General features: G+C 46.8%; 23 protein-coding genes and 1 rRNA gene. 15 read left to right on the top strand and 9 right to left on the bottom strand.

The window, feature by feature from the left end:
- Positions 1–78, top strand: a 5S ribosomal RNA gene (rrf, locus tag AC4BAP_RS15585); the annotation flags it as partial.
- Positions 79–675: 597 nt separating this feature from the next.
- Here the strand turns inward: rrf and aspA are convergent.
- The 3 genes from aspA to AC4BAP_RS15570 all read right to left on the bottom strand — a co-directional run bounded on the left by aspA (position 676) and on the right by AC4BAP_RS15570 (position 3,664).
- Positions 676–2,085, bottom strand: coding sequence for an aspartate ammonia-lyase (aspA, locus tag AC4BAP_RS15580; protein WP_490583595.1), 1,410 nt, complete (start codon positions 2,083–2,085; stop codon positions 676–678).
- Between the two features lie 33 nt (positions 2,086–2,118).
- On the bottom strand, positions 2,119–3,303 hold the full coding sequence (locus AC4BAP_RS15575) for a ribonuclease D (protein WP_490583594.1): 1,185 nt from the start codon (positions 3,301–3,303) through the stop codon (positions 2,119–2,121).
- A gap of 133 nt (positions 3,304–3,436) precedes the next feature.
- Entirely contained in the window at positions 3,437–3,664 is a 228-nt protein-coding gene (locus tag AC4BAP_RS15570) for a hypothetical protein (protein WP_490583593.1), read from the bottom strand.
- Positions 3,665–3,735: 71 nt separating this feature from the next.
- Here AC4BAP_RS15570 and AC4BAP_RS15565 point away from each other — a divergent pair, with 71 nt between their 5' ends.
- Positions 3,736–3,951: a hypothetical protein gene (locus AC4BAP_RS15565; protein ID WP_490583592.1), complete on the top strand. Its 216-nt coding sequence runs from the start codon at positions 3,736–3,738 to the stop codon at positions 3,949–3,951.
- On the opposite strand, the gene AC4BAP_RS15560 is transcribed toward AC4BAP_RS15565, so the two are convergent.
- From AC4BAP_RS15560 to AC4BAP_RS15550, 3 genes are all read right to left on the bottom strand, one after another.
- Positions 3,938–5,689 (bottom strand): M28 family metallopeptidase, encoded by a 1,752-nt coding sequence (locus tag AC4BAP_RS15560; RefSeq protein ID WP_490583591.1) that lies wholly within the window; start codon positions 5,687–5,689, stop codon positions 3,938–3,940. The two genes, AC4BAP_RS15565 and AC4BAP_RS15560, sit on opposite strands and share 14 nt — an antisense overlap.
- A 79-nt stretch (positions 5,690–5,768) precedes the next feature.
- Positions 5,769–6,248 carry a very short patch repair endonuclease gene (locus AC4BAP_RS15555; protein ID WP_490583590.1) on the bottom strand — a complete coding sequence of 160 codons (480 nt, stop codon included), beginning with the start codon at positions 6,246–6,248 and terminating at the stop codon, positions 5,769–5,771.
- 61 nt (positions 6,249–6,309) lie between these two features.
- Entirely contained in the window at positions 6,310–6,618 is a 309-nt protein-coding gene (locus AC4BAP_RS15550; protein ID WP_490583589.1) for a hypothetical protein, read from the bottom strand.
- Between the two features lie 521 nt (positions 6,619–7,139).
- On the opposite strand from AC4BAP_RS15550, the gene AC4BAP_RS15545 reads away from it, so the two are divergent.
- The 4 genes from AC4BAP_RS15545 (at position 7,140) to AC4BAP_RS15530 (ending at position 14,387) form a co-directional block, all read left to right on the top strand.
- Entirely contained in the window at positions 7,140–9,896 is a 2,757-nt protein-coding gene (locus tag AC4BAP_RS15545) for a 2-oxoglutarate dehydrogenase E1 component (RefSeq protein WP_490583588.1), read from the top strand.
- Positions 9,897–10,024: 128 nt separating this feature from the next.
- Entirely contained in the window at positions 10,025–11,584 is a 1,560-nt protein-coding gene (odhB, locus tag AC4BAP_RS15540; protein WP_490583587.1) for a 2-oxoglutarate dehydrogenase complex dihydrolipoyllysine-residue succinyltransferase, read from the top strand.
- A 374-nt stretch (positions 11,585–11,958) separates the two neighbouring features.
- The gene (lpdA, locus tag AC4BAP_RS15535) at positions 11,959–13,359 is read left to right on the top strand and encodes a dihydrolipoyl dehydrogenase (RefSeq protein WP_490583596.1); all 1,401 of its coding nucleotides are present in this window, start codon (positions 11,959–11,961) and stop codon (positions 13,357–13,359) included.
- A 218-nt stretch (positions 13,360–13,577) separates the two neighbouring features.
- Entirely contained in the window at positions 13,578–14,387 is an 810-nt protein-coding gene (locus tag AC4BAP_RS15530; RefSeq protein ID WP_490583586.1) for a pentapeptide repeat-containing protein, read from the top strand.
- 49 nt (positions 14,388–14,436) lie between these two features.
- On the opposite strand, the gene AC4BAP_RS15525 is transcribed toward AC4BAP_RS15530, so the two are convergent.
- A complete protein-coding gene (locus AC4BAP_RS15525) occupies positions 14,437–15,012 on the bottom strand; it encodes a hypothetical protein (protein WP_490583585.1) in 576 nt (191 codons plus the stop codon).
- A gap of 297 nt (positions 15,013–15,309) precedes the next feature.
- Between AC4BAP_RS15525 and AC4BAP_RS15520 the strand changes: the two genes are divergently transcribed.
- The 4 genes from AC4BAP_RS15520 to AC4BAP_RS15505 all read left to right on the top strand — a co-directional run bounded on the left by AC4BAP_RS15520 (position 15,310) and on the right by AC4BAP_RS15505 (position 19,937).
- Complete coding sequence (locus AC4BAP_RS15520; RefSeq protein ID WP_490583584.1) at positions 15,310–16,029, top strand: ABC transporter ATP-binding protein; 720 nt, start codon at positions 15,310–15,312, stop codon at positions 16,027–16,029.
- Positions 16,030–16,132: 103 nt separating this feature from the next.
- Positions 16,133–17,377: an ABC transporter permease gene (locus AC4BAP_RS15515; RefSeq protein WP_490583583.1), complete on the top strand. Its 1,245-nt coding sequence runs from the start codon at positions 16,133–16,135 to the stop codon at positions 17,375–17,377.
- Between the two features lie 177 nt (positions 17,378–17,554).
- Positions 17,555–18,802 carry an ABC transporter permease gene (locus AC4BAP_RS15510; RefSeq protein WP_490583582.1) on the top strand — a complete coding sequence of 416 codons (1,248 nt, stop codon included), beginning with the start codon at positions 17,555–17,557 and terminating at the stop codon, positions 18,800–18,802.
- A gap of 40 nt (positions 18,803–18,842) precedes the next feature.
- On the top strand, positions 18,843–19,937 hold the full coding sequence (locus AC4BAP_RS15505) for an efflux RND transporter periplasmic adaptor subunit (RefSeq protein WP_490583581.1): 1,095 nt from the start codon (positions 18,843–18,845) through the stop codon (positions 19,935–19,937).
- Positions 19,938–19,993: 56 nt separating this feature from the next.
- On the opposite strand, the gene AC4BAP_RS15500 is transcribed toward AC4BAP_RS15505, so the two are convergent.
- On the bottom strand, positions 19,994–20,599 hold the full coding sequence (locus AC4BAP_RS15500; protein ID WP_490583580.1) for a membrane-associated protein: 606 nt from the start codon (positions 20,597–20,599) through the stop codon (positions 19,994–19,996).
- A gap of 346 nt (positions 20,600–20,945) precedes the next feature.
- Here AC4BAP_RS15500 and AC4BAP_RS15495 point away from each other — a divergent pair, with 346 nt between their 5' ends.
- Together AC4BAP_RS15495 and AC4BAP_RS15490 are read left to right on the top strand one after the other, a co-directional pair.
- The gene (locus AC4BAP_RS15495; RefSeq protein WP_490583579.1) at positions 20,946–21,422 is read left to right on the top strand and encodes a CHRD domain-containing protein; all 477 of its coding nucleotides are present in this window, start codon (positions 20,946–20,948) and stop codon (positions 21,420–21,422) included.
- 111 nt (positions 21,423–21,533) lie between these two features.
- A complete protein-coding gene (locus tag AC4BAP_RS15490) occupies positions 21,534–22,016 on the top strand; it encodes a GNAT family N-acetyltransferase (RefSeq protein WP_490583578.1) in 483 nt (160 codons plus the stop codon).
- Between the two features lie 7 nt (positions 22,017–22,023).
- On the opposite strand, the gene AC4BAP_RS15485 is transcribed toward AC4BAP_RS15490, so the two are convergent.
- Positions 22,024–22,584: a DUF4864 domain-containing protein gene (locus AC4BAP_RS15485; protein WP_490583577.1), complete on the bottom strand. Its 561-nt coding sequence runs from the start codon at positions 22,582–22,584 to the stop codon at positions 22,024–22,026.
- Between the two features lie 144 nt (positions 22,585–22,728).
- On the opposite strand from AC4BAP_RS15485, the gene AC4BAP_RS15480 reads away from it, so the two are divergent.
- From AC4BAP_RS15480 to AC4BAP_RS15470, 3 genes are all read left to right on the top strand, one after another.
- Positions 22,729–23,520, top strand: coding sequence for a phosphatase PAP2 family protein (locus AC4BAP_RS15480; RefSeq protein ID WP_490583576.1), 792 nt, complete (start codon positions 22,729–22,731; stop codon positions 23,518–23,520).
- 38 nt (positions 23,521–23,558) lie between these two features.
- Positions 23,559–24,821 (top strand): zinc dependent phospholipase C family protein, encoded by a 1,263-nt coding sequence (locus tag AC4BAP_RS15475; protein WP_490583575.1) that lies wholly within the window; start codon positions 23,559–23,561, stop codon positions 24,819–24,821.
- A 238-nt stretch (positions 24,822–25,059) separates the two neighbouring features.
- On the top strand, positions 25,060–25,548 hold the full coding sequence (locus tag AC4BAP_RS15470) for a hypothetical protein (RefSeq protein WP_490583574.1): 489 nt from the start codon (positions 25,060–25,062) through the stop codon (positions 25,546–25,548).
- The last annotated feature ends 116 nt before the right edge of the window (positions 25,549–25,664 follow it).

Raw genomic sequence — 25,664 nt, 5'->3', positions numbered from 1 at the left:
CATCCCGAACAGAGAAGTTAAGCCCGGACGCGCCGATGGTACTGGGGTCACACCCGGGAGAGTAGGTGGCCGCCAACCCCAACAAAGGGGGCAGCATCCCAAAAGGACGCTGCCCCCTTTTCTTTTCCCCCACCCACAGCCCAGAAGTTTGCGCGTCATCCACAGGCGTATAGTTCCTACAAAGCTTCTAAGTCGGTATTATCCTGCAGCTCCACTAGCTAGCGTTTTTTTCTATTTAATGAGTGTAAAATAGGATCTCCTAAGTATAATCTATACTTGAGCGAACTACAGGCGGCACAACAAATTCGAAACCTTTGATGGCAAAGTGTGAATCGTAGCTCGGTCCTATCGGATTAGGATGCTATGTAAAACTATACATCATCTGAAAGTATTGCCTGTTTTGACAGTCATACCATAGAATATGTTAGATTGGATTTCAGTATGATTTAGGAGCTGTTTAGGGTTTTGGCTAAAAGAAACAAGACCCGCCATTAATGGTGTTTTTCACCAACAATTTAAGTCACTGGCTATTATACTTGCTGGTGATAACACGCAGCAAGGGCAGGCAGTATGGAGTTTAATAAACTCTAAAAGGCTCTTAGAATGTGCCCATAGCAAACAAAAAAAGCCCCGTATACTTACGGGGCTTCATGATTATAAGAAACTAAGATACGCTTAGTTATTAATGAATTTTGGGTGTATTAGATTTTCGATAGAGAAGATCTCATCCCATTTCTGTTGAGAGATCAGTTTTCTTTCAACAACTGTAATATCGTGTATCGATTTACCTGTTTGCAAAGCCTCCTTAGCAATTGAAGCGGAAGCCTCGTAACCGATGATTGGGTTAAGCGAGGTTACAATACCAATGCTATTCATCACCATGTTTTTACATATCTCTTCGTTGGCAGTTATTCCATCAATGCATTTTTCTTTTAAAGTATAACATGCATTTTCGAGATAAGTAAGGGAACTGAACAAGCTAAATGCGATAACAGGCTCCATTACATTTAATTGTAACTGGCCAGCCTCAGCAGCCATAGTTATAGTTACATCCGATCCGATAACATAATAAGCTGTCTGGTTTACAACTTCAGGTATAACAGGGTTCACTTTACCAGGCATAATGGAAGAGCCAGGCTGCATGCGAGGTAAATTTATTTCATTTATACCTGCTCTTGGTCCGGATGAAAGCAGGCGCAGATCATTACAAATCTTAGATATCTTGATAGCACTTCTTTTTAACACACCAGATATCTGTACATAAGCACCTGTGTCGCAGGTAGCTTCGATAAGGTCTTCCGCTAAAACTACTGGTATTCCCGTTATTTCACGTAAACGGTCTGTAACAATCTGTGGGTATCCTTCCGGCGCATTTATGGATGTTCCGATTGCGGTAGCTCCCATGTTGATCTCACAGATCAGCATCTTGGCTTCGTTAAGGCGCTGGATGTCTTCTTTAATGGTTGTAGAGAACCCGTGGAACTCGGCGCCAAGTGTCATAGGAACAGCATCCTGAAGTTGAGTTCTACCCATTTTAAGTACATCTTTGAATTCTTCACCTTTCTGTGCGAAAGACTGCTGCAGTGCTTCGAGGCTGGCAATGAAGTTATCTAACTTACGGTACAGGGCAAGCCTGAAGGCTGTTGGATATGCATCATTAGTAGATTGCGAGAAGTTGACATGGTCGTTTGGGCTCACAATTTTGTAACTGCCTTTCGGGTGTCCCAAAATTTCCAGAGCCAGGTTAGCCACAACCTCATTCACATTCATGTTTACTGAGGTGCCTGCGCCCCCCTGAATCATATCTGTAACGAATTGGTCAAGGTATTCACCTGCTATTAATTTATCGCAGGCTTTGCCTATGGCATCAGCTATTGCAGGGCTTATAACGCCACAGTCTCTGTTGGCCAGGGCAGCAGCTTTTTTAACATAACCGAATGCCTGGATGAAAAGCGGTTCTTTGGAGATGGGAATCCCCGTAATATTGAAATTATCAAGTGCTCTTGAAGTTTGTATGCCGTAGTATGCTTCATTCGGAATTTCTTTCTCTCCAAGAAAGTCATGTTCCGTTCTGTGGGTGCTCATGTATGGTAGTTATTCTATTAAGATAAAGTAGGTTCAGTTTTTCTTGTTCTCCCTAAAGGATGGAGTAGGTAATTCAACTCCAATTTCAGAAGCCGTTTCCATCATTATATCAGTAGCGTATTGCTTAAGGCAAATTAGTTTACCGCTCTGGCTGTATTCATTAATAACACTCTGAGTTATGATCAGCCTCGAAGCATACTCGCCATACTTGGCTATGATGGCTTTCTGCACCTTTGTTAATTCCTCTTTTCTAGCCTCAGACTCAGGAGTGCGTAAAGGGCGTATCCAACGGTTTTCCGGATAATCATGGCTAATGTTATGGGCAATAGCTTCTTTAATAGCATTCTTCATGGCTTGCTCAAGCAGCTGCTCATTCTTTTGCTTTTTTAAGCTGCCGTGTATGCCCTTAGTATGGTTGAGCCACTCATGAATGTCTGTCTTGTAATTTTGAGCAAGATCAACAAGTGCCTCATTGCTGATAACATAGGAAGCAGGCTTGTTGAACGTTTGTGCCATTTGCTCCCGAAAGGCAAACAACCCTTTTAATACATATTGCTGGAAAAAATTTAAACGGAAAGCGTTTTTAAGTTTCAGATGCGGGTTCTCAGGCTCAGAGTAAGTAAGGGACTCCAGTAACTGGTTCTCTTCCTTTAACCAGTGCAGGCGACCCTGTTGCTCCACCTCCTGCACAAGCTTATCCTTTATCTTGTGCAAGTATATCACGTCTATGGCAGCATACCTTAATTGTGCCTCTGTCAAGGGCCTCAGGTTCCAGTTACTAGACTGCTGAGATTTATCAATTTCTTTGTTAAACTCCTCTTTGAGTACAGTAGCCAACGACGATCTTTCATAGTTCAGGATCTTAGCTGCGACATCCGTATCAAGTACAGCGCGAATATTGCAGCCTAGTTTATCAAGTAAAAGTATATCGTTATTGGCGTGATGAATTATCTTGGTTATGTTTTTATCCTCTAGAAGCGCATAAAGTGGCTGTAGGTCGTTAATCGGTAACGGGTCAATAATGTAGCAAACGCCATTGCCGCTGCTGAGCTGCACCAGGCAAAGGTTAAAGCCATAAGTATAACGGTGCTGGTCAAACTCAAGGTCAAGGGCAAGTTCTGGAAACTTGCTCAGCTCTTTTATAGTCTGTAGCAGCAACTCGTCAGAGTCGATGAGCCTGATTGTTATGCCATCGTGTACAAGTGATGAATTTTGCATTCCTAAAGATAAAAAGGTTTAGTAATCCATATACAATTACTTTAGGCTTTTACCGTAAATGCTTCAATAAAAGCACAAAAAAAGGTCTCCGGCTTACTGCCGGAGACCCCTTCCTAATTAGTTAACTTAATTGTTACTGAACCGGAGGCTGTTCCTCCTGTATTTCGTCAGCCACTCCATCTTCTACCGGTGTGTCCTGTAACATTACCGTATCTTCATTCATATCTGTTTCCAGGTCGGCTTCGATATCCTCTGTGGTTTCAATAGTTTCAGCTTCGGTGGTTGCATCATTTTCGCTGTTGCATGCTGTAAATGCGGCAAAAGTTATTGCTGCAAAACCCAATATCCAATGCTTTTTCATGATCTTATTCAATTGGTTATTACACAAGTTAATACCAGCAATCCTGGATAGTAACCCCTGTAACAAGCTTATTGGCAGTTGTTTATGGCGAGGGGCAGATAGGAGAGGGTGAATGGTCTAAAACTAAGGATGAACGACACATTGACTATACATTTATACTTTCCGTTCCAATTCAGTTGCCATTGACACCACGTAAGTATAGCCGTAAGTATAAATGGAAGGCCTGCATAAAGGTAGAGCACCTTGCATTTATACTTACGGCTGTCTGTTTGCTTATTGATATTTAGCCTTCACACTATCCGCTGGTTCTGCCAGCATGGACTCTCGTTTGGCCTTAAACTCTGTTCCCGGTTTCCATTCCGGTATCTTTTCAGTATTGGCCACATTATAACCAACTCTCAAAAATAACCGGAGGTCTTCAACAGCACCTTCCAAGTTCCAATCGTCCCTGACTTCGTCGGTTAATTTGTGGTAATCTGTTGCGGTATACTTGTCCTGCCAGTTTTTAACGTAATCTGCAGGTTTATTTCGCGCAAGAACCCCCGACTTTGCATAAAGGGCCGGTACTCCCTGTTTGGCAAACTCAAAATGGTCAGAACGATAGAATGACCCTTTTTCAGGAGAGGCTTCGGGCACTACTCTCCGGTTCTGTGATTTAGTCGCCCTGGCCAGCACATCTTCCAAAGTAGAGTTGCCATAGCCTATCACTACTACATCCTCGGTTGGCCCGTAGGCATTAAGCACATCCATGTTTATGTTGGCAACGGTGCTTCGGAGAGGGTACAAGGGGTTGCTGGCATAGTACTTAGAGCCAAGCAAACCTTTTTCTTCTGCAGTAACAGCCAGGAATAGTATAGAGCGTTTAGGTTTGTTTTCGAGCTTCGTGAATGCTTCTGCGATTTCAAGCAGGCCTGCCGTGCCGCTGGCATTGTCAAGGGCGCCATTGTATACCTGGTCGCCTTGCAGGCTTGGGTCTTTGCCCAGGTGGTCCCAGTGGGCGGTATACACTACATACTCATTTTTTAGCTTAGGATCACTTCCTTCCAGCTTGGCAATTACATTTTTCGACTTCACCTCACGCAGCTTATTTTTAATACTGAATGAGGCTGTGGCATTCAATGGGATCGGTTTAAAGTCTTTTTTGAGCGCAGCCTGCTTTAACTGCTCCAGGCTACGGCCAGTGGCGGAGAATATTTCCCTGGCTTTGTTCTCTGTGATCCATGCCTCCACCTTAGCACGGTCCATGTTTTTATTCGGGGTGATAATCTCAAATCCTTCACGGCTGTGGCTACCCGAGATGACCTCGTAGGGATAGCCGGCAGGTTCGGTCTCATGAATAATAATGGCAGCCGCCGCTCCCTTTTCAGTAGCAATTTCATACTTGTAAGTCCATCGGCCATAATAGGTCATGGCTTTGCCGCCAAACATGGTGCTGTCCAGTCGAGTGGCATCTCCCGGGCTAGGGATCGGCGGATCGTTCACCAGCATGACAATGGTCTTGCCCTTTACATCCACATTCTTGTAATCGTCCCAGCCATACTCCGGCGCCACAATACCATAGCCAACAAACACCATTTCAGAGTTACTGACATCTACAGACGGTTCATAGCGCCTTGTTACGGCTACATAGTCCTCCGGAAAGGTTAAGCTGATCGATTTGCCGGATGCCTTTATGGTTGCGGTGGGCTGGGGCGTATAGCCAAACATAGGCACCTCCTGCACATAGGTGCCGTTAGGGTTACCAGGCTGCAGGCCCATACTTTTAAACTGCCGGACCAAATAGTTTACCGTTGAGTCTTCGCCGGCTGTACCCGGGCTTCTGCCCTCAAAAGCATCGGAGGCCAAAATGGAGGTATGTTTCAGGATCTGGTCTGTGTTTATACTTTGCAAAGCCGGCTGCAGGTTTGTGGTGTCTTCAGCCACCTCGGCTGTTTCACGTTCTGTTTCGTCCACCTGACGCGCATTTTCGCTGCAGCCTATGGCCAGCAAGCCAGCTAAAGCCAGTAAAGGGATGTGCTTTTTCATAGTATGTAGTTTGATTTAATTGAATATACACATTTTGTATGTTAAGCCGGCCATACAGTATAAAGCACCTTGTCAGATGTTATGCTGCTACTTCCCAACTTGCCGGAACACCACGGTGCAGTTCTTTTATAAGCATGACACAAGCGGTTAAATTCCGGCGCAGTTGGCACTCCCAGATTATAATGCGCTGCCAGCCAGCCTCACGATACTGCTGTTTATACTTGGCGTCCCGGTAAATGTTTTTGCTAAATTTATCCTGCCAGAAAAGGCTGTTGGTTTTGGGTAGCGCAGGTTGGCAATAGGGGCAACGGTGCCAATAGCAGCCATGTACAAAGATGGCAAGTTTACGGGAGGGGAAACAGATATCAGGTTTGCCGGGTGCCTTGTGCCAGTGTATTCTATAGCCGCGCATCCCATCGTGCCAAAGGGCCTTACGCAATGTAAGCTCCGGCTTCGTGTTCTTGGACGTATTGCCCCGCATATAGAGGCTTATCTTTTCCTGAGCAGTAAGAGGAGTGCGGGGTAAGACAGATTTATACTTTCTTCTTTTTCGGGCCAAGGTGCGTTGCTACGTTTTACCTTGTCAGTAACATCAAAAGCCCCGTTAAGGTGCCCGGTTGTTATATGCGATAGTAAATACGGCTCATGGAACTGTCATAGGGGTCGTAGCCCGGACGCTGCTTCGAAAAGCGTTGCTCCAGAATTTTCAGGCAAAAAACTTCCCCAAGTATAAATGTCTGCCAGTTGCCGTTAGAGAGATCTTGTTTCATGGCACCAGACACAACCCAGGCCAGCAGGGTATCCTGTTTGTCATGGTTTCGCCCTAAAAGGTGCGGCTCAACAATATACTCCCTGTCTAAGTATTCAAATTGAATCAGTAACCGGGCGCCTATACTTTTCGATAACTCATCTAACAGATGTGGGTCCATTACTATTTGCTCTTTAGTATAGCGTATTTATTTGGTCAGGACCTTAGTATAAAACCTGGTTAGGCACCTTTACCATTTATCTTTTATAAAAGTAAAAGCATTGGTGAGTAAAGAGTAGGAATTATTTGCTTAAAAAGTAACGTCGCTTTTTTTACTAGTTAAAATTGTAAAAGTTGAAGTATGTGTTCTAATGGCGTGTTTTGTGTATTATTATATGTATTGTTTTAGCATAAGGTAACATCTGTGTTTGGTCTGCCTCACCATTTTATTGTTATCATCCAGTAAATAATATACCGTTGGTAATACCGATTCTAATGAGTAATAAGGTAAAGTGTAATGGGTAGGTAACAATTTCAGGAGCAGATAAAATGATTTTTAGAATCCCTTTGCGTGAATGATTGAAACATATTCAAGGTTAATATATCATACTTGATAATGAGTTATATTTGCTAATGCGAATGTGTGAAATTTGATTTTTTAATAATACTTCTAACTTTGCCATTATACAAAGCAGTATTCCAATGGATAAATATACTTACATCGCCAATGCGCACGGTGATTACATTGATGGACTTTACAAGTCTTATCAGCAGGATCCGGAGTCGGTAGATGCCGGATGGCGCAAATTTTTTGAAGGATTTGAGTTTGCAACAGCTTATGGCGAAAACGGACACGAAGCTCCGGAGGGTACCATGGCGGCTCCTGCAAAAGGCGCAGTTGCGGCCGGTGAGTCTGAAAAAGAGGTTGCCGTACGTAACCTGATCCACGCATACCGTACGCGCGGGCACCTGCGTTCTACCACCAACCCGGTGCGTACCCGCAAAGACCGTAAAGCAAGACTTGACCTGGCAGACTTCGGTTTAACGGAGGCTGACCTGGACACGGTTTTCCAGGTAGGCGAGATCATAGGTATAGGCCCGGCTACGTTACGCGACATCGAGGCTGCCCTGAAAAAAATCTATGAGGGTTCAATCGGCTTCGAGTACATGTACATCCGCGACCCGGAAGTGCTGGAGTGGTTCAAACAAAAAGTAGAGCGCGACTCCCTTAATTTTAACCCTGGGATAGAGTATAAAAAACGCATTCTTTCTAAACTGAACGAGGCGGTTGTATTCGAAAACTTCCTGCACACAAAATTCTTAGGTCAGAAGCGTTTCTCTTTGGAGGGTGGCGAAACTACCATTCCTGCCCTGGATGCAGCCATCGACAAGGCATCAGAGCTTGGCGTTGAAGAAGTGGTGATAGGTATGGCACACCGTGGCCGCCTGAACGTACTGGCCAACATCATGGGCAAGACCTATGAGCAGATCTTCTCTGAGTTTGAGGGTACTGCGGTTCCAGACCTTACCATGGGTGATGGTGACGTGAAGTACCATATGGGATACTCTTCGGAGGTGGTAACCCCATCAGGCAAAAAAGTAAACCTGAAACTGGCACCTAACCCATCGCACCTGGAGGCAGTGAACCCGGTTGTAGAGGGCTTTGTGCGTGCTAAAATTGACTGTATGTATGGCAAAGATGCCGATAAGGTGTTGCCTATACTTATTCACGGTGATGCGGCCATTGCAGGACAGGGCATTGTGTACGAGGTAACACAGATGGCAAACCTGGATGGCTACAACACTGGTGGTACCATTCATTTTGTGATCAACAACCAGGTTGGTTTTACGACTGACTTTGAGGATGCCCGTTCATCGATTTACTGCACGGACGTTGCAAAAATTATAGATGCGCCGGTACTGCACGTTAACGGTGATGATCCGGAGGCAGTGGTATTTGCCATGCGCATAGCCATGGAATACCGCCAGAAGGTGAACAACGATATCTTTATTGATATGGTGTGCTATCGTCGCCATGGCCACAACGAGTCTGACGAGCCGAAGTTTACACAACCTCAGCTTTATAACCTTATCTCGAAGCACGCCAACCCGCGCGAAGTATATAACAAGCAATTGATCTCACGTGGTGAGGTTGACGCAGAGCTTGCCAAAAATATGGATAAGGAGTTCCGCCAGATGCTGCAGGACCGTTTGGACATGGTTAAGCAAAAGCCATTGCCTTACAACTACCAGCAGATGGAGAAAGAGTGGCAATCGTTGCGTCGCTCAACTCCGGAGGACTTCGAGAAATCTCCTGAAACCGGTATTTCTGCTGAAGCGATAGAAACAGTGGGCAAGGCCTTAACATCGTTACCGCAAGGCTTTAAACCGCTGAAACAAATCGAGAAGCTGATAAAAGAGCGTAAGGAGATGTTCTTTGAGACAAAGCAGCTTAACTGGGCAGCCGGTGAGTTGTTGGCTTACGGCTCGGTGTTGCTTGATGGCAAAGTTGTACGTTTCTCTGGTCAGGATGTGCAGCGCGGTACGTTCTCGCATCGCCACGCAGTATTGCACGATGCTGTAACAAGCGCCGCTTACAACAACCTGAACCACATGGCAGAGGGCCAGGGCTCTTTTGAGATCTACAACTCGCTGCTTTCGGAGTATGGCGTGCTTGGCTTTGAGTTTGGCTATGCCATGGCTAACCCGAATGCATTGGTAATCTGGGAGGCTCAGTTCGGCGACTTTGCCAACGGTGCGCAGGTAATGATCGACCAGTTTATTTCTTCCACGGAATCTAAGTGGCAGCGTATGAATGGTCTGGTAATGCTGTTACCGCACGGTTACGAAGGCCAGGGACCAGAGCACTCCAATGCACGTCCGGAGCGCTTCCTGCAGCTTGCCGCAGAAAACAACATGTTCGTGACATACATCACTACACCAGCCAACTTATTCCACTTCATGCGCCGTCAGCTGGCATTGCCATTCCGCAAGCCTGCTGTAAATATGTCGCCTAAGTCGTTGCTGCGCCATCCGATGGTGGTTTCTCCTGTTGAGGACTTCACATCAGGCAGCTTTAAAGAAGTTATCGGCGACAGCTATGCTACGGCCAAATCAGTGAAGAAAGTGTTGCTATGCTCTGGCAAAGTATACTTCGACTTACTAGAAGAGCAGCAGCAGAACAAGCGCAAAGACGTAGCTATCATCCGTATGGAGCAGCTGGCGCCGTTCCCTAAAGTACAGCTGGAGGCTGAGCTGAAGAAGTATAAGAACGCCAAAGTATACTGGGTACAGGAAGAGCCTGAGAACATGGGCGCCTGGACGTACATTCTGCGCATCATGCGTAGCCAGGTAGAGGATGTAGTGGCACGTAAAGCCAGCGCATCGCCTGCCACAGGTTACATGAAAGTGCACGTAAAAGAGCAGCAGAGCATTATTGAAAGAGCGTTTGCTATATAATGAGTAATTAATAATGAGTAATGATTAATTGATGGGACGTGAGTGAAGTATAATTCTTCATTCCTCATTCATCATTAGTCATTACTCACTCGTAATTCATAATTTGTAATTCATAATTCAAAGAAAATATGAGCTTAGAAGTTAAAGTGCCTGCCGTAGGTGAGTCGATCACTGAGGTAACCATAGCCCAATGGCTTAAGAAAGACGGCGACCGTGTGGAAATGGATGAGGTGATTGCAGAGCTGGAATCTGACAAGGCCACGTTCGAATTGCCAGCCGAAGCCGCAGGCATTTTACGCATTGTAGCGCAGGAAGGCGATACTGTAGATGTAGGTGCCGTGATCTGCAAAATCGATCAGGACGGTGCTGCCGCATCTGCTCCTTCTGCAGCAGCTGCTGAAGAAGCTGCTGCACCTGCCGCTCAAGAAGCAGCTCCGGCTGCACAAGGTGCTGGTGAGGTAGTAGAAATGAAAGTGCCTACTGTTGGCGAGTCCATCACGGAGGTAACCATTGCCAGCTGGCTGAAAAACGATGGCGACCATGTAGAGATGGATGAGGTGATCGCTGAACTGGAGTCTGATAAGGCTACTTTTGAACTTCCAGCTGAGGCTGCCGGTACGCTTCAGATTGTTGCCCAGCAGGGTGATACAGTAGAGATCGGTGGTCTGCTTTGCAAGATCGTGGCAGGTGCAGGTTCTGGAGCTGCTAAACCAGCCGCTCAGCCAGGCGCTCCTGCTGCACAGGCTGCTCAGCCAGCTGCTGCAGCTACATCAGGCGCACAAACCTATGCTTCGGGTACTCCGTCTCCAGCTGCCGGAAAAATCCTTGCCGAAAAAGGCATTAACGCTGCTGATGTACAGGGTACAGGTCGTGATGGCCGTATCACCAAAGAGGATGCGCAGAATGCACAAAAATCTGCTGCACAACCAGCTGCCGCTCCTAAGCAAGAGGCTGCTGCATCTGCTGAGGCCCCTTCAGCATCTGGCGATCGCAGCCAGCGCCGCGAGAAAATGAGTGCGCTTCGCAAAACAGTTGCCCGTCGCCTGGTGCAGGTGAAAAATGAAACGGCCATGCTTACTACTTTTAACGAGGTAGACATGAAGCCAATCATGGACATCCGCGCCAAGTATAAAGATAAGTTCAAGGAAAAGCATGACGTAGGCTTAGGCTTTATGTCATTCTTTACAAAGGCTTGTACTGTTGCCCTACAGGAATGGCCAGCGGTAAACGCACAGATTGATGGCAACGAGATGGTGTTCAGCGATTTTGTGGATGTTTCTATTGCGGTTTCTTCGCCGAAAGGCCTGGTGGTGCCGGTTATCCGCAATGCTGAGCAGCTGTCGCTGGATGGTATTGAGAAAGAAGTAGTGCGTTTAGCTAAGAAGGCCCGTGACGGAAAACTTTCTATCGAGGAAATGACTGGTGGTACTTTCACGATCACTAACGGTGGTATCTTCGGCTCTATGATGTCTACTCCGATCATCAACGCACCACAGTCGGCTATACTTGGTATGCACAACATCGTGCAGCGCCCTGTAGCTATCAATGGTCAGGTGGAGATTCGCCCAATGATGTACTTGGCGCTTTCTTACGACCACCGCATCATCGATGGCCGTGAGTCGGTTAGCTTCTTAGTTCGCGTGAAAGAACTGCTGGAGGATCCGATGAGACTGCTTTTAGGAGTATAATTTATCCAGATAAGGAAGGAGGGGTAAGCGCAAAAGTTTGCTCCTCCTTTTAATTGAACCCACCCCTGCCCCTCCCAAGAGGGGAATCGGGAACGATTATCATCCCCCTACCCCCTTCCAAGGGGGACAATCATGCACGAATGTTCCCCTCCTGTTTTTAGGAGGGGTTAGGGGAGGTAAAAATCCCCTCTTGGGAGGGGGTAGGGGTGGGTTAATCGTTCTAGAATAGTCCCCCTTGGGGGTAGGGGCCCTCGACAAAGAAGGGGGCGTAGGGGGATATCAATCGTTCCCTGACTGTTTGAAGCAGGTACAAAGTACTGATAAATAAAGTATAAAAACGAGAGTGCAAACTCTCCTCAAAGTATAAAGAAATGATTTACGACGTAGTAGTAATCGGTTCTGGCCCTGGTGGATACGTAGCGGCGATCCGTTGCGCCCAGGTTGGCCTGAAAACCGCTATCATAGAAAAGTATAACGTGCTGGGAGGTACTTGCCTTAACGTGGGCTGTATCCCGTCCAAAGCTTTGCTCGATTCATCAGAGCATTACCACAATGCGGCCCATGCTTTTTCGGAGCACGGCATTGAGCTGGACAACCTGAAGGTGAACCTGGAGCAGATGATCAAGCGCAAGGCTGGTGTGGTAAAAGCCAACAACGACGGCATAACGTACCTGATGAAGAAGAACAAGATCGACACGTACTATGGTCTTGGCTCTTTTGTAAACAAAAACACGATCAAGATCACAGACGCAGAGGGCAAAGAGCAGCAGATCGAGACAAAGAACACGATCATCGCCACTGGTTCTAAGCCAGCGACACTTCCGTTCCTGCCAATCGATAAGAAGCGCATCATTACATCTACAGAGGCTTTAGAACTGAAAGAGGTGCCAAAGAACATGATCATCATTGGTGGTGGCGTGATCGGCTTGGAGCTTGGTTCTGTGTATGCGCGTCTGGGTGCTAAAGTGCAGGTGATCGAGTACATGGACTCCATTATCCCGACGATGGACCGTGCACTGGGTAAAGAACTGATGCGTGTGCTTAAGAAAACCTTGGGCTTTGAGTTCTTTATGAGCCACAAAGTGACTGGTGCCACTACAAAAGGCAAAACCGTGAAGGTAACTGCTGAGAACCCGAAAGGCGAGGAGGTTACGTTTGAGGGCGATTACGTGCTGGTATCTGTTGGCCGTAAGCCGTACACAGAAGGCCTTAGCCTGGAAAACGCCGGTGTGCAGATGGGTGAGCGCGGTATGATTGCCGTTAACGATCACCTGGAGACTAACGTGCCGGGCATCTATGCCATCGGGGACGTAGTGCGTGGTGCCATGCTGGCGCACAAAGCAGAGGAAGAAGGCGTGATGGTGGCAGAGCAGCTGGTTGGCCAGAAGCCGCACATCAACTATAACCTGATCCCGGGGGTAGTGTATACCTGGCCTGAAGTGGCTGGTGTAGGCTTTACCGAAGAGCAGCTGAAAGAGCAGGGCCGTGCTTACAAATCCGGTTCGTTCCCATTCAAAGCATCTGGCCGTGCGAAAGCATCAGGCGATACAGATGGTTTTGTGAAGGTATTAGCGGATAAGGAAACTGACGAGATCCTGGGCATGCACATGATCGGCCCGCGTATTGCTGACCTGATTGCTGAGGCAGTAACAGCCATGGAGTTCCGTGCTTCTGCTGAGGATGTGGCCCGTATGAGCCATGCACACCCAACGTTTGCGGAAGCGATGAAGGAAGCGTGCTTAGCTGCCACAGACAACCGAGCGATACACATCTAAGTAAAGTATAAAGTATAAAAGCATGAAAGCGCCGCTCTTAAAAGAGTGGCGCTTTTTTATTATTCAAGGCATAAAAACAGTTCCCGCTTTTATTTTTGCACTGTTTACAGGAGTAAAATTCTACATGCACTAAAAATATTCTGCAAGTTGGTGCAACCTTCACAATAATCGCTTCATCTTTTATTCGAAATCTAAAACAACTGACAACAACATAAAATATGAAGAGAGTCATGATGAAAAAGTTACAAGTGCTGGTGGTGTTGATGATGTTGCCGCTATTCACATGGGCACAATCCAGGGTAAACGCATCGGATATAATTGCCAAAATAAACCGTGGCGAGGCTGTGGCTTATAAAAATGCCGACATCGTAGGCAACCTTGACCTGACCAAGCTGCAGAACATGAAGCTGAAGGATAGAAAAGGCAACGACAAGTATAGCACCAAAGAGTATATCAGCACAGTTACCGCACCTATTAGCTTTGTTAACTGCACTTTTAAAGGCGATGTGCTGGCTTACTTCAACCCTGATAACGGGGTTAACATTGTAAACTCGAGCAATGAGGTGTACAACACTAATTTCGAGAAGGATATGCGCTTCGAGAATTGCACGTTTGAGGAAAAAAGTGCCTTTAAATACTCTGAATTTGACGGAAATGTGTCGTTTGCAGGTAGCCGTTTCTCAGAAGAGGCGCTGTTTAAGTATAGCAAATTCAGAGGTGCAACGGATTTTAGCGAGGCGCGCTTTAAAGAGGATGCAAACTTCAAGTATGTTACGTTTCCGGCCAAGGTAACATTTGCCGGAGCAACCTTCGGGGGGGAGGCAAACTTCAAATATGCCAAATTTGAGGAAGGCGTAAATTTCCAGAAGGCTAATTTTGATGGCACAGCCAACTTCAAGTATGCCAAAATAAGCGACAGCTTCAATATCAGGGGGGCAAACTTCAGAGGTGGCGACGACTTTAAGTATACCAAACTGAACAACAGGCAGGTATCGCTTACGACGCTGCTGGAAATGAACCGCCAGTAATAAATATCATAGCTTGAGAGGCGCCGCAAATATAAACTGTGGCGCCTTTTTACTTTTCGGAGTGTTGTTGCAGCAGCTTTAGGAACTTGCCAATGCCCTCCTGCTCATTCAACCACTTCACTGGCGAAAGCCCTAACCACTCTTTCCGTACCCGGTTAACAGTGCTGAGCTCAGAGATGGGTAGTTGCAGTTGGGTAGCCACAATAACTGTGGCAATTGCTGTTTTTAAAGCAGCGGCTTTTACACGAGTGGTATGGCTGGTATACCGGGCGGGGTGCAGGTGAACGTGCCGGCTCTCTACCACGCCCCAGCGCAACACCCAATCGGTTTTGTCGGATAGGGTGATGCAACGGTAGTCTGAACCGCCTTCGTCTAAAAATTGTCTAAAAGAAACGGGGTTTATTAATTTCTGCTTCTGGAGGTAGGTTATGGTTTCCGTAGCGATCTCCTCAGCGCTAAGCGGGCCAAAGTATAAATCAAGCTGTGAGGTGCCCAGGGTCCGCAGGTCTGCCTGCAGTTGTCTGCTACTTATACTTTTGTTTTCTCTGATATAGGCAAGTATAAATCCCAGGTGGTGTTTTAGTGGGTGGAAAAGTATGGGAGCTGGTAGTACGGATGAAAACATAGATCAGTGTTGAACAAGCCCTGGAAGAATAAAGAGAAACACTTTTCAAAAAAAGCAGCACCCAGGCAACTTTAGCTACTATACGTGCATCTATTTTTTTAGAGTTGCCCACCTGGCTGTTATACTTCTGGTTAAAGGGAAGCAGCTTATTAAACACTCTGGTTGATAGACTAAATAACAATGGTGGTAGATACTTTTATGAGGTAAGTATAAATAAGCATGTAAATAGCTGCTATAAAGTGCTTTGGAAAGCATGCTTCCGTAAATTAGAGTAAGCTACCGAACAGGAAATGCCTGATGATACAGTTACAGAATATTCATAAATACTATTCGGTTGGGCAAAACCAGCTACATGTGCTTAAAGGCATAGACATGCAGGTGCATGAAGGTGAGTTTGTTTCGATCATGGGCTCGTCGGGGTCGGGTAAGTCCACCCTCCTGAACATACTGGGCATACTAGATGATTACGACAAAGGCGATTATACTTTGGCCGGCACCCCTATCAGAAACCTTTCGGCTGCCAAGGCGGCTTACTATCGCAACAAGTTCCTGGGCTTTGTCTTCCAGTCGTTTAACCTGCTCTCTTTTAAAAATGCCATCGAAAACGTGGCACTGCCGCTTTACTACCAGAAGGTTGGCCGCAAAGACCGGAACAAACTGGCCCTTGAGTATCTGGACATGGTGGGGCTGAAAGACTGGGCGGATCACTCCCCTAACGAACTGTCGGGTGGACAGAAGCAGCGGGTGGCCATTGCCCGCGCCCTTATTACACAGCCCAAACTTATACTTGCCGACGAGCCAACCGGCGCCCTCGACACCCAGACCTCTTACGAAGTAATGGATATTTTTAAAGAGGTAAACAGAAAAGGCATGACGGTGGTGATCGTGACGCACGAAAACGATATCGCAGACCAGACGCATCGCATCATCAGGTTAAAAGACGGCTTGATTATAAATGATGACCATGGCATGTTGGAAACCGAGGAAGTGGAAAGCAATAAATTGACGAGTGGGTAAGAATTAATGGCTTAATTGTTAAACTGTTATTCATGCGATCACTGATTACTTAAAACTTTTTCCTATTCACTCACCCACTCATTCGCTCATTCAAAAATAGAATATGTTCGACTTAGACAAATGGCAGGAAATATTGGCAACGATGCAGAAGAACAAGCTGCGTACATTTCTGACTGCCTTTGGCGTGTTCTGGGGCATATTTATGCTGGTGTTGCTGCTTGGCGCGGGCAAAGGTCTGGAGAATGGAGTAGTAAACCGTTTTGGCTATGGTGCCAAGAACAGTATCTACATCTGGAGTGGGAAAACGGCCCTGGCGCACCAGGGTATGAGCCCGGGACGAGAGATTAAGCTTACCAACCAGGATCTGCAAGCCATTGACCGCGAAGTGGCGGACCTGAATATGATGGCGCCTCGTAATCGCGTGTTCGGAGAGTATACCATCAACTATAAAAAGCAAAACGGATCTTTCCAGGTTTTTGGTGCCGAACCTGAATTTCTGGTAATGAACGGCGAGATTGCCGCACGAGGCAGACTGCTGAACGCGTATGACGAGGCCGAAAAGCGGAAAGTGGTTGTGTTAGGTGAACAGGCCGCGACAGTGCTTTTCGGAGAGCAGAACCCGATTGGGGAGTACGTGAATATCCGAGGCATTCATTTTAAAGTGGTAGGTACTTTTAATGTTGGCGGCAATAACGGCGCACGTCGCGAAGAACGGGCCTATATTCCTTTTTCTACCATACAGAGCGCATTTAACCAGCCAAACCAGGTGCAGATGATGATCCTGACGGCAGAGGATGGCGTGCCTGCCGAGGACATGGAAAAGCGCCTTAAAGCCATACTTGCCCAACGTCACAAATTCTCTGAGAACGACGACATGGCTTTGGGTATAGAGAACACGGAGGCAGAATTTAAAAAAGTGACCGGCCTGTTTAACGGCATCCGCATATTTGTCTGGATTGTAGGCATCGGCACTCTGATAGCAGGTATTGTGGGCGTGAGCAACATCATGCTCATCATAGTTAAGGAAAGAACCCGTGAGATTGGAGTGAGAAAAGCATTGGGTGCCACGCCGTTCTCCATTGTCAGCCTTATACTTCAGGAGTCGGTGGTGATAACGGCGCTGTCTGGATACATGGGCCTGCTGGCAGGAACTGGGTTACTGGCTTTTCTGGAGTACATGATGGTATCTTCTGGGGCTGATCTACCATTTTTTGCCAACCCTGAGGTTGACCCAGGTGTAGCTATTTCGGCAACGGTAGTGCTGGTAGTATCAGGTGCCTTGGCCGGCTTGGTGCCTGCCTTAAAGGCTGCCCGCATTAAACCGATTGAGGCACTTAGAGCAGACTAAAGTACAATGAGTGAATGAGTGGATGAGTGGGTGAGTGAATGTGTAATTTGGCGGAGGTGTAAATGCCATAAAGATCAGTATATGATTGCCATAGCACCCATACAACAGTTTAACAATTTAACAATTAAGCCATTCAACACTTACTCAATCACTCATTCAAACATTCAAAATTAAACCATGATAGACATCGATAAATGGACCGAGATCTATAACACCGTAAAGAAGCACAAGCTGCGTACGGCGCTTACTGCTTTCGGGGTGTTCTGGGGCATATTTATGCTGGTGGTATTGTTGGGTGCCGGCAAAGGGCTGGAGAATGGGGTGGTGCAGGAATTTAATGTGGCCAAGAATGCAGTGTTTATCTGGACCCAGCGTACCAGTGTGCCTTATATGGGCTTAAAAGCAGGCCGGTTTGTGCAGCTTACAAATGATGATGTGGCAGCTATCAGAACGAATGTACCCGAAGTGGCTGTAATTGCACCCAATAACCAGTTACGCGGCGATTTCTCGGTGAGCCATGCCAACAAGAGCGCAGCCTTTACCGTGCGCGGCGAAACACCCGAAATGCTGCAGGTAAGGCCTACAAAAGTGATTTCTGGAAGGTTTATTAATCAGAAAGACATTGCGGAGCGCAGAAAAGTGGCGGTGGTGGGGCCCAGAACCCTTGAGCTGCTATTTAAAGATACAGACCCGATCGGGAAGTATATTGACATTAAGGGAAGCCACTTTTTAGTGGTGGGTACCTTTGAGCCCATTGGCAAAGGCGAAGACATTGTAGAGGACGCCAAGATCATTTACCTGCCCAACACAAGCCTGCAACAAACTTTTAACCAACCCAACCAGGTAAACTCGCTGGCCATGGTGCCGGAGCCAGGTGTGCCTGCCGCAGTTATCGAGGAGAAAGTAAAAGCCCTGCTGATGAAGCGCCATCAGGTTGCCCCAACAGATGTAAAGGCCTTTGGCTCTGCCAACGTAGAGAAGGAATTTCAGGATGTGCAGGGGCTGTTTGCAGGTATTGCCGGCTTTAGCTGGCTGGTAAGTATAGGCACCATCTTCGCGGGTATTATCGGGGTAGGCAATATCATGCTGATTGTGGTAAAGGAGAGAACAAAGGAGATAGGTATACGGAAAGCACTTGGCGCTACGCCCTGGTCTATCATCAGCCTGATCATCCAGGAGTCTATCGTGATAACGGGAGTGGCCGGCTATACGGGTTTGCTGGCAGGCACAGGCATTATTGCCACCATAGAGTATTTTATGCGCAAGTATGATGTACAGGCAGGATTTTTTGGCATACCTGAGATTGACCTGGGCATAGCTTTGGCGGCTACCATACTTTTAGTGTTGGCAGGTGCGTTGGCAGGCCTTATACCTGCAGCCAAAGCCGCACGGGTAAATCCGGTGGTAGCCCTGAAAAACGAATAATAAAATTGAATAATAAGAAATTATATAAAGCTGATCTTCTATGAAAAAGGTTTTTTTAGGTTTGCTAGTCATAGTGTTCCTTGGCCTGTCGGTGTGGCTGGGTTACTACTTTTACAACAAGTCTAACACAGATCCGGTTGTTTACGAAACAGAGGCCCCTTTTGAGGCTGATATTGTGAAAAAGACCGTTGCCACCGGCTCCATTGTGCCGCGCAAAGAGGTACAGGTAAAGTCGCAGGTATCGGGTATTGTGGAAGAACTGCACGTGGAGGCTGGCCAGGTAGTGAAGAAGGGGCAACTGCTGGCAAAGATCCGGATTGTGCCCAACATGGTTAGCGTAAACAATGCCGAAACACAACTGCAAACCGCAAAATTGAATTTTGATGACGCCAAACGAGAATTGGCCCGTTACGAGCAGCTTTACGAGCAAAAAGTGATTCCGGAGCAGGAGTATCAGCGGTACAGAACGGATTACAAGCTAAAGAGGGAGGCGCTGCAGGCAGCCGAGAGTAACCTACAGCTGGTACGCGAAGGTGCATCGCGCAAAAGCGGCCAGGCGTCTAACCTGGTGTACTCTACCATTGATGGCATGCTGCTGGATGTTCCTGTAAAAGTGGGTACTTCCATTATAGAGCGCAACAATTTTAACGAGGGTACCACCATCGCCACGGTGGCAGATATGCGCAGCCTGGTGTTTGAAGGTAAAATAGATGAGTCGGAAGTTGGCAAGCTGAAGGAAGACATGGACCTGCTCCTGACGATAGGGGCAATAGAAGGCCGTGTGTTTGATGCCAAGCTGGAATACATTGCGCCAAAGGGTGTGCTGGAAGAAGGCTCCATCAAGTTCCCGATACGCGCCAGGGTAATGCTCGATGACAAAGACTTTATACGGGCAGGATACAGCGCCAACGCAGACATCGTGCTGGACAAGCGCGAGAATGTGCTGGCCATAAAAGAGAGCCTGTTGAAGTTTGAGAAGAACCAGCCCTACGTAGAAGTGGAAACTGCGCCGCAGGTATTTGAGAAAAGAGTTGTTAAAACCGGGCTTTCTGACGGTATAAACATTGAGGTTGTGTCCGGGCTTAGCAAAAAGGAAAAGGTAAAAGTGCCGAATACCAATATCGCCAGTATTTAAGCTGATTTAGTTATAAGCACAAGTATAAAAGCGGGTTTGCAGCCCGCTTTTATACTTTACGGCTGGTTAAAGAGCCACTTAAGTATAAAATGAGAAGGAAGAAACACCACTAAAGGGTAAAAGGCCATCAGCAACCAGAAGTATAAATGGCGTGAGATTCTGCGCTGTGGTTTGCTGCCGGGGCCAAAGACCCAGTTTATATTTTCGTCAGGGTCGGTATATAAATACACGATTGGCAGCACAGTCCAGGCAAGTATGGTTTGGAAGTATACTGCCCTGGTATCGTAGCCCCATTCCAGCAGCAGCCAGATCACAATGGCAGGCAGCGCCACATGAAACAAAGACAAACCTCTTAGAAAAAGGCTTTTGCTACTGTCGAACATGTAAAAGCTTAGGCCAAATAGCGGCTTACCTAGTATAAGACTGCCAAAATAATCCACGTTCCAGAATATCTCTAGCGCCAGAACACCCACGGCCACCATACTTACAAGCAGGCGGCTGTCGGTCCAGAGGGCAATACCAACCGCAAAAAGGGCAATGTCTGAAAACCACAGAAAGTTGGCAGGCTTATACTTTACCCAATATACCGGCACCAGCACCAGCACAAACAAAGTATAAGCAAGCTTTAGCCATAACGGCACCATCTCATCCATAATGGGCATTCAGGTTACAAAACTATAAAACGGCAGCGCAACAGTTAAAGAGCCTGTTTAGAGTTTATTAAAATTTACTCTGCCAGCCCTTGCTGCGTGTTTTCACCGGCAAGTATAATAGCCAATGTCTTTTAATTGTTGGTGAAAAACACCAACAATGGCGAGGCCATACTTCTTAACTAAAACTCTAAACAGCTTCAAAATATACATGTATACACACGGTAAAAGTATAGGCTTATAAGTCATACGTTGCGACTTACGGAATTTAACGCCGGCAGATCAACAAAACCTAAGTAAAAGAGTAAGTACTAGTATTGTAATTAATTGATTATTAATAAATTAAATGTGATTTGGTATGAAGGGGATGATTATGGATTTCAGAAAAATGCTGGCTTATAGCCTTATGCTGCTAAGTTGCCTGGCTTTTGCCTGCGACGACGATGACGATGATGACAATGTGTTGCAGTTCAATAATATACAGTTGAGAGGCGCTAATGAAGTGCCTGCAGTTACAACCAGCGGCTCAGGAACTTTTAATGGCACATACAACCGCGATACAAATATTTTAAACTACACAGTAACCTGGAACTTTGGCAACCCAAGCAGTAGCCTGACGGGGATGCACTTTCACGGGCCGGCTTTGGCAACAGCAAATGCGCCTGTTGTAATTGACATTACACCTCCGACTGCCAACCGTGGTTCGCAGGGCACAGTTTCGGGCACTACCAGGGCTTTAACGGAAGCAGAGGAAAGCGAATTGCTTAGCGGCAGGTGGTACATTAATGTGCACAGCACAACAAACCCAAGCGGCGAGCTGAGAGGCCAGCTGTAGCGGTTTTTTCAGGTATGGCTGAATAATGCCTGCATAACACAAAAGTGGTGCAGGCATTTTTTGTATGAGTGTCATGCTTCATGTAATTTTGCGGCATCGCATTCATACACCATGGCACAGCACTACAACACTCCATCCGCTATACAGATCGTAGACTTTAACCTGTTTTACGCAAAGGCCTTCTACGACCTTAACCATGAGTGGATATCCAAATACTTTGTGATGGAGGATGCGGATAACAAATCGCTGTCTGATCCGCAGGGCTACATACTAAATAAGGGCGGCCACATACTTATAGCCTTGTTCAACGGGGAGCCGGTTGGCACCTGCGCCCTCATCAACGACGGCGACGGCGTATTTGAATTGGCTAAAATGGCCGTGGCTCCTAAAATGCAGGGCATGAAGATCGGTAAAATGCTGGGTGAGGCCGCCCTGGACAGGGCAAAGCGTGTAGGTGCCCACAAAGTATACCTGGTCAGCAACCGCAGACTAGAAACCGCGCTTAACCTTTACAAGCGCCTTGGTTTCGTAGAGGTGCCTATGCCGCCCAGTATCTATGAGCGTGCCAATATAAAAATGGAGCTTGACATTTAAGCCTTCTTTAAATCAGGCTGGTTTGTCTGCTCTGATCCATGCGTGCAATGCCTTCGGTCATCCAACAGCCTTTGTAACTGCCCTTGCGTTGCTTGGCAAGTATAAAAAGGTATGCCTCTTCTGTACCATCGCTGCCCTTAACCAGCACCAGCTGGTAAGCCTTGTCATCGGTTATAACGATCTGCCCCGTTTTGTAACTTTTAAAGTTTAATATTGTACGATAGGCAGGGTCCCGGACAATCAATCTAAAATGCTTTAAGGGGCCAAGGTGCATTCGGTTCTTAGGCGACGAGAAATTGAACACAGTGATAATGCCGCTGTCCTGGTGGTCATTCTCCTGGAGGGCGCGCATTTGTATGCGTACAACCTGGCGTGGCGTAAGTGCCTTATCTGGCCTCATATAAGTCCATTTAGAGGTTGAGGTGATAGCCTCGGTGGCGTAAGTATAGGAGGTGTATTGTTGTTGATCCGGGGAAGGCATGGCAGGAAACTGCCACCAGAATAAAATCAGCAAGGCGATTCCTGTTACAAGCATTATCTTATCAAACACATGATCTATCCCCTTCATACTATTTATGTACTTTATTTAGAGAGGTATAGTTGTGGTACAGGCTGATTTTAAGCGTATAACCGATGCATTTTAAAGCCAGTAGCGCTGCCAGGTAAACAAAGTGCCGAAGCGCCGTATAGGTGTTATAAATCAGGCTTTCAGATGAAAAACCTCTTATCCCATAAAGTAAGGAAGGCGAAGCGATGGCTCCTGGATCACAGGCTGGTGAAGGCGTTTCAGGCGAAATACCCTGGCACAGCCTCATTTATCGGGAAGCGATTTCATACTAAAAGCTTTGTTGGCTTGCCCCTTACGCTTGTAGTGGCAGTGGCTTTTGTAAACATTAGCCTGTTGTCGGAGCTCACCGAGAGTGTAATGGACGCTGACTGGATCGTGGTGGCTGACAAGGAGTTTACGGACTTACTTTACAACATCCGGTTGCCGTGGCTAAGCCAGGTATTGTATGTTATTACGCAGTTGGGCGAGCGTGAAGCGGTCTTTATTATCGGGGCAGTGGTAACAGGCATATTCTTGTACCGAAGGCGTTTTATAGCCATACTTGCTTTTTGGCTGGTAATGGGAGGCGTGGGACTCTCGGTGCGCTATGGTAAAACCTTTATCAGCCGTGCCCGACCTGCCGATGTGGCCTACTACGAGGTGGTGCATTATTCCTTTCCGAGCGGGCACGCCACCACGGCTTTTGCGCTTTATGGTCTGCTGGCCTATTTCCTTTACAGGCATTTAAACAAGAGCAAGTACCAGAAGCTTTGCCTTTGGGGTGCGGTTATACTTATCGTGCTGGTCGGTTTTAGCCGGATCTACCTGGGCGTGCACTACCTCTCCGATGTTTTGGCGGGTTTTTTACTGGGTCTGCTCTGGACCCTGGTTGGTGTAAGCCTGGTGGAGGTAATGATGTACCGTAAAAGTAAACTTCCGTTCAACAATCATACGTAAAACATACTTTTTGATCTGTAATGCGTATTCCTTATGTTATGAAACCTGAAAAATGGCTCTTTAGCCTAACCCTTATACTTTTAGCCCTGGTGCTAACACCTTTTAGTTCGTTTGCCTACAGTGTGCTTACCCACCAGGCCATAGTTGATGCCGCCTGGGAGAAAAACCTGAAACCGGTACTGTTAAAGCATTACCCCGACGCCACAGAAGAGCAACTCCGTAAGGCGCACGCGCATGCCTACGGCGGCTCCATTATTCAGGACATGGGCTATTTCCCGTTTGGCAATCCTTTCTTCACAGACCTGGTACATTATGTACGGACCGGCGATTTTGTGGAGAACCTGATCACCTCTTCTAAAACGCTGGATGAACTGGCCTTTTCTCTGGGGGCACTGGCGCACTACAACGCCGATATCTATGGGCACCCTATCGGTACAAACCGTGCCGTGCCAATTGTGTACCCAAAAGTTAAAGCAAAGTATGGCAACACCGTAACCTACGCCGACGACCCAGTTTCACATATCAAGACGGAGTTTGGGTTTGATGTACTACAGGTGGCCCGCGGCAACTATGCACCGGAAAACTACAGAGATTTTATCGGGTTTGAAGTGGCCCCGGAAGTTTTAGAGAGGGCTTTTCTGGAAACTTATGGTATAGAACTGAAAGATGTTTTTGTGAGTCTGCCGTTAGCCATCGGAACATACAGGTATACCATCCGGGGCCTGATACCGGAGTTAACCAAGGCAGCCTGGCATGCCAAGAAAGATGAGATAATGGCAGCTAACCCGGATGCCACACATCGCAAATTTGTTTACCGCATGCGTATGGCCCGCTACCACGAGCAGTGGGGCAACTGCTACGACAGGCCCAACCTTTTTACACGCTTCACGGCAAGTATAATCAGGGTATTGCCTAAGATAGGGCCTTTAAAACCGTTAGCTTTGGTGCCGCCACCGCCAGAGGCAGAAAAATACTTTATGGAAAGCTTTAATAAAACGGTTGATGCCTACAGCGTAAAACTGAAGCAACTGGAGAGCAACCCAAAGCCAAACCTGCGCAACCTGCAACTCGATACCGGCAAGCCCATTGCAATAGGCGACTACAAACTGGCCGATGAAACATACGAAAAGCTTTTGCTCAAGAATTCGGACAAGGATTTTAAGCACATGAGCACGGACCTAAGGGAAAATGTAATGGCTTTTTATAAAAATGAGGCCAAGGCAAGGGAAAAAGCAGAGGACCCAAAACAGTGGGAGAAGATATCGGAGGCGCTTGTTAAGCTAAAAGCCCTGCAACTCTGATTGCCTCAATATTGCACTAAATAAAGTGGCAGCAGTGCGCTTTAAATCATATAAGTTAGGTTGGTTATACTTTAACCTACTAAACAATTATGTTGCTGTGTGTCTTTTTTAAGCATTGAAAACGTAACCTTCCGATAAAATTTCGCGATAGAATATATCTAGAGCCTTTTAAGCTTTTACCGCTGGAAAGGCTTTTTATTGGATAAAATAAAGATTTAACTTTAATTATTTATAGGTCATGGAAAACAAACAGAATAACCCTAGCAATAAAACATCAACTTCGTCTCAGAGCAGCATGCAGAGCTCATCAAGCAGCAACCCATCTGCAAGCGCCTCACAAAATAAAGAATCAGGTAATTTTGGTAGCTCAAGCAGTTCCTCTATATCAGGTTCTTCTCAGTCTTCGCAGTTTAACCAGTCAAACAAAAGCACTGGAAATACTGGTTCGGCACAGGGCCGCAGCAGCCAGCAGGCTACAACCGGACAGGGTGGAATGAAGGATATTCAGGACAAGCTTCAGCAATTTGGCAACACAGCCATGCAGAAGGTAAATAGCCTGTCAACTACTCAGAAAGTTATTGGCGGTTCTTTGTTGGCACTAGGAGCAGGCTGGCTGGCAATGGGATCCAAAAATAAGGCACAGCTTAAAAACAAAGTGAGCTCACTAGCCTCTAAAAACAAGACCAAGAAAAATAAAGGCGGTTCGCCAAATATCAGCCCAAGATAGAACCGTAACAGCATATAGAGCGCAGGCGCCAGGCAATAATGTCTGGCGCCTGTTTTTTTGTAAAGTATAGTAGCAGCGTTTATGCCTAAAGCAGCTATACTGCACGCAGATATCCA

The sequence above is a fragment of the Pontibacter sp. GD7 genome (genome assembly GCF_058216375.1).
The sequence above is the reverse complement of the archived record's forward strand: the minus strand, read 5'-3'. Positions and strand labels throughout refer to the sequence as shown.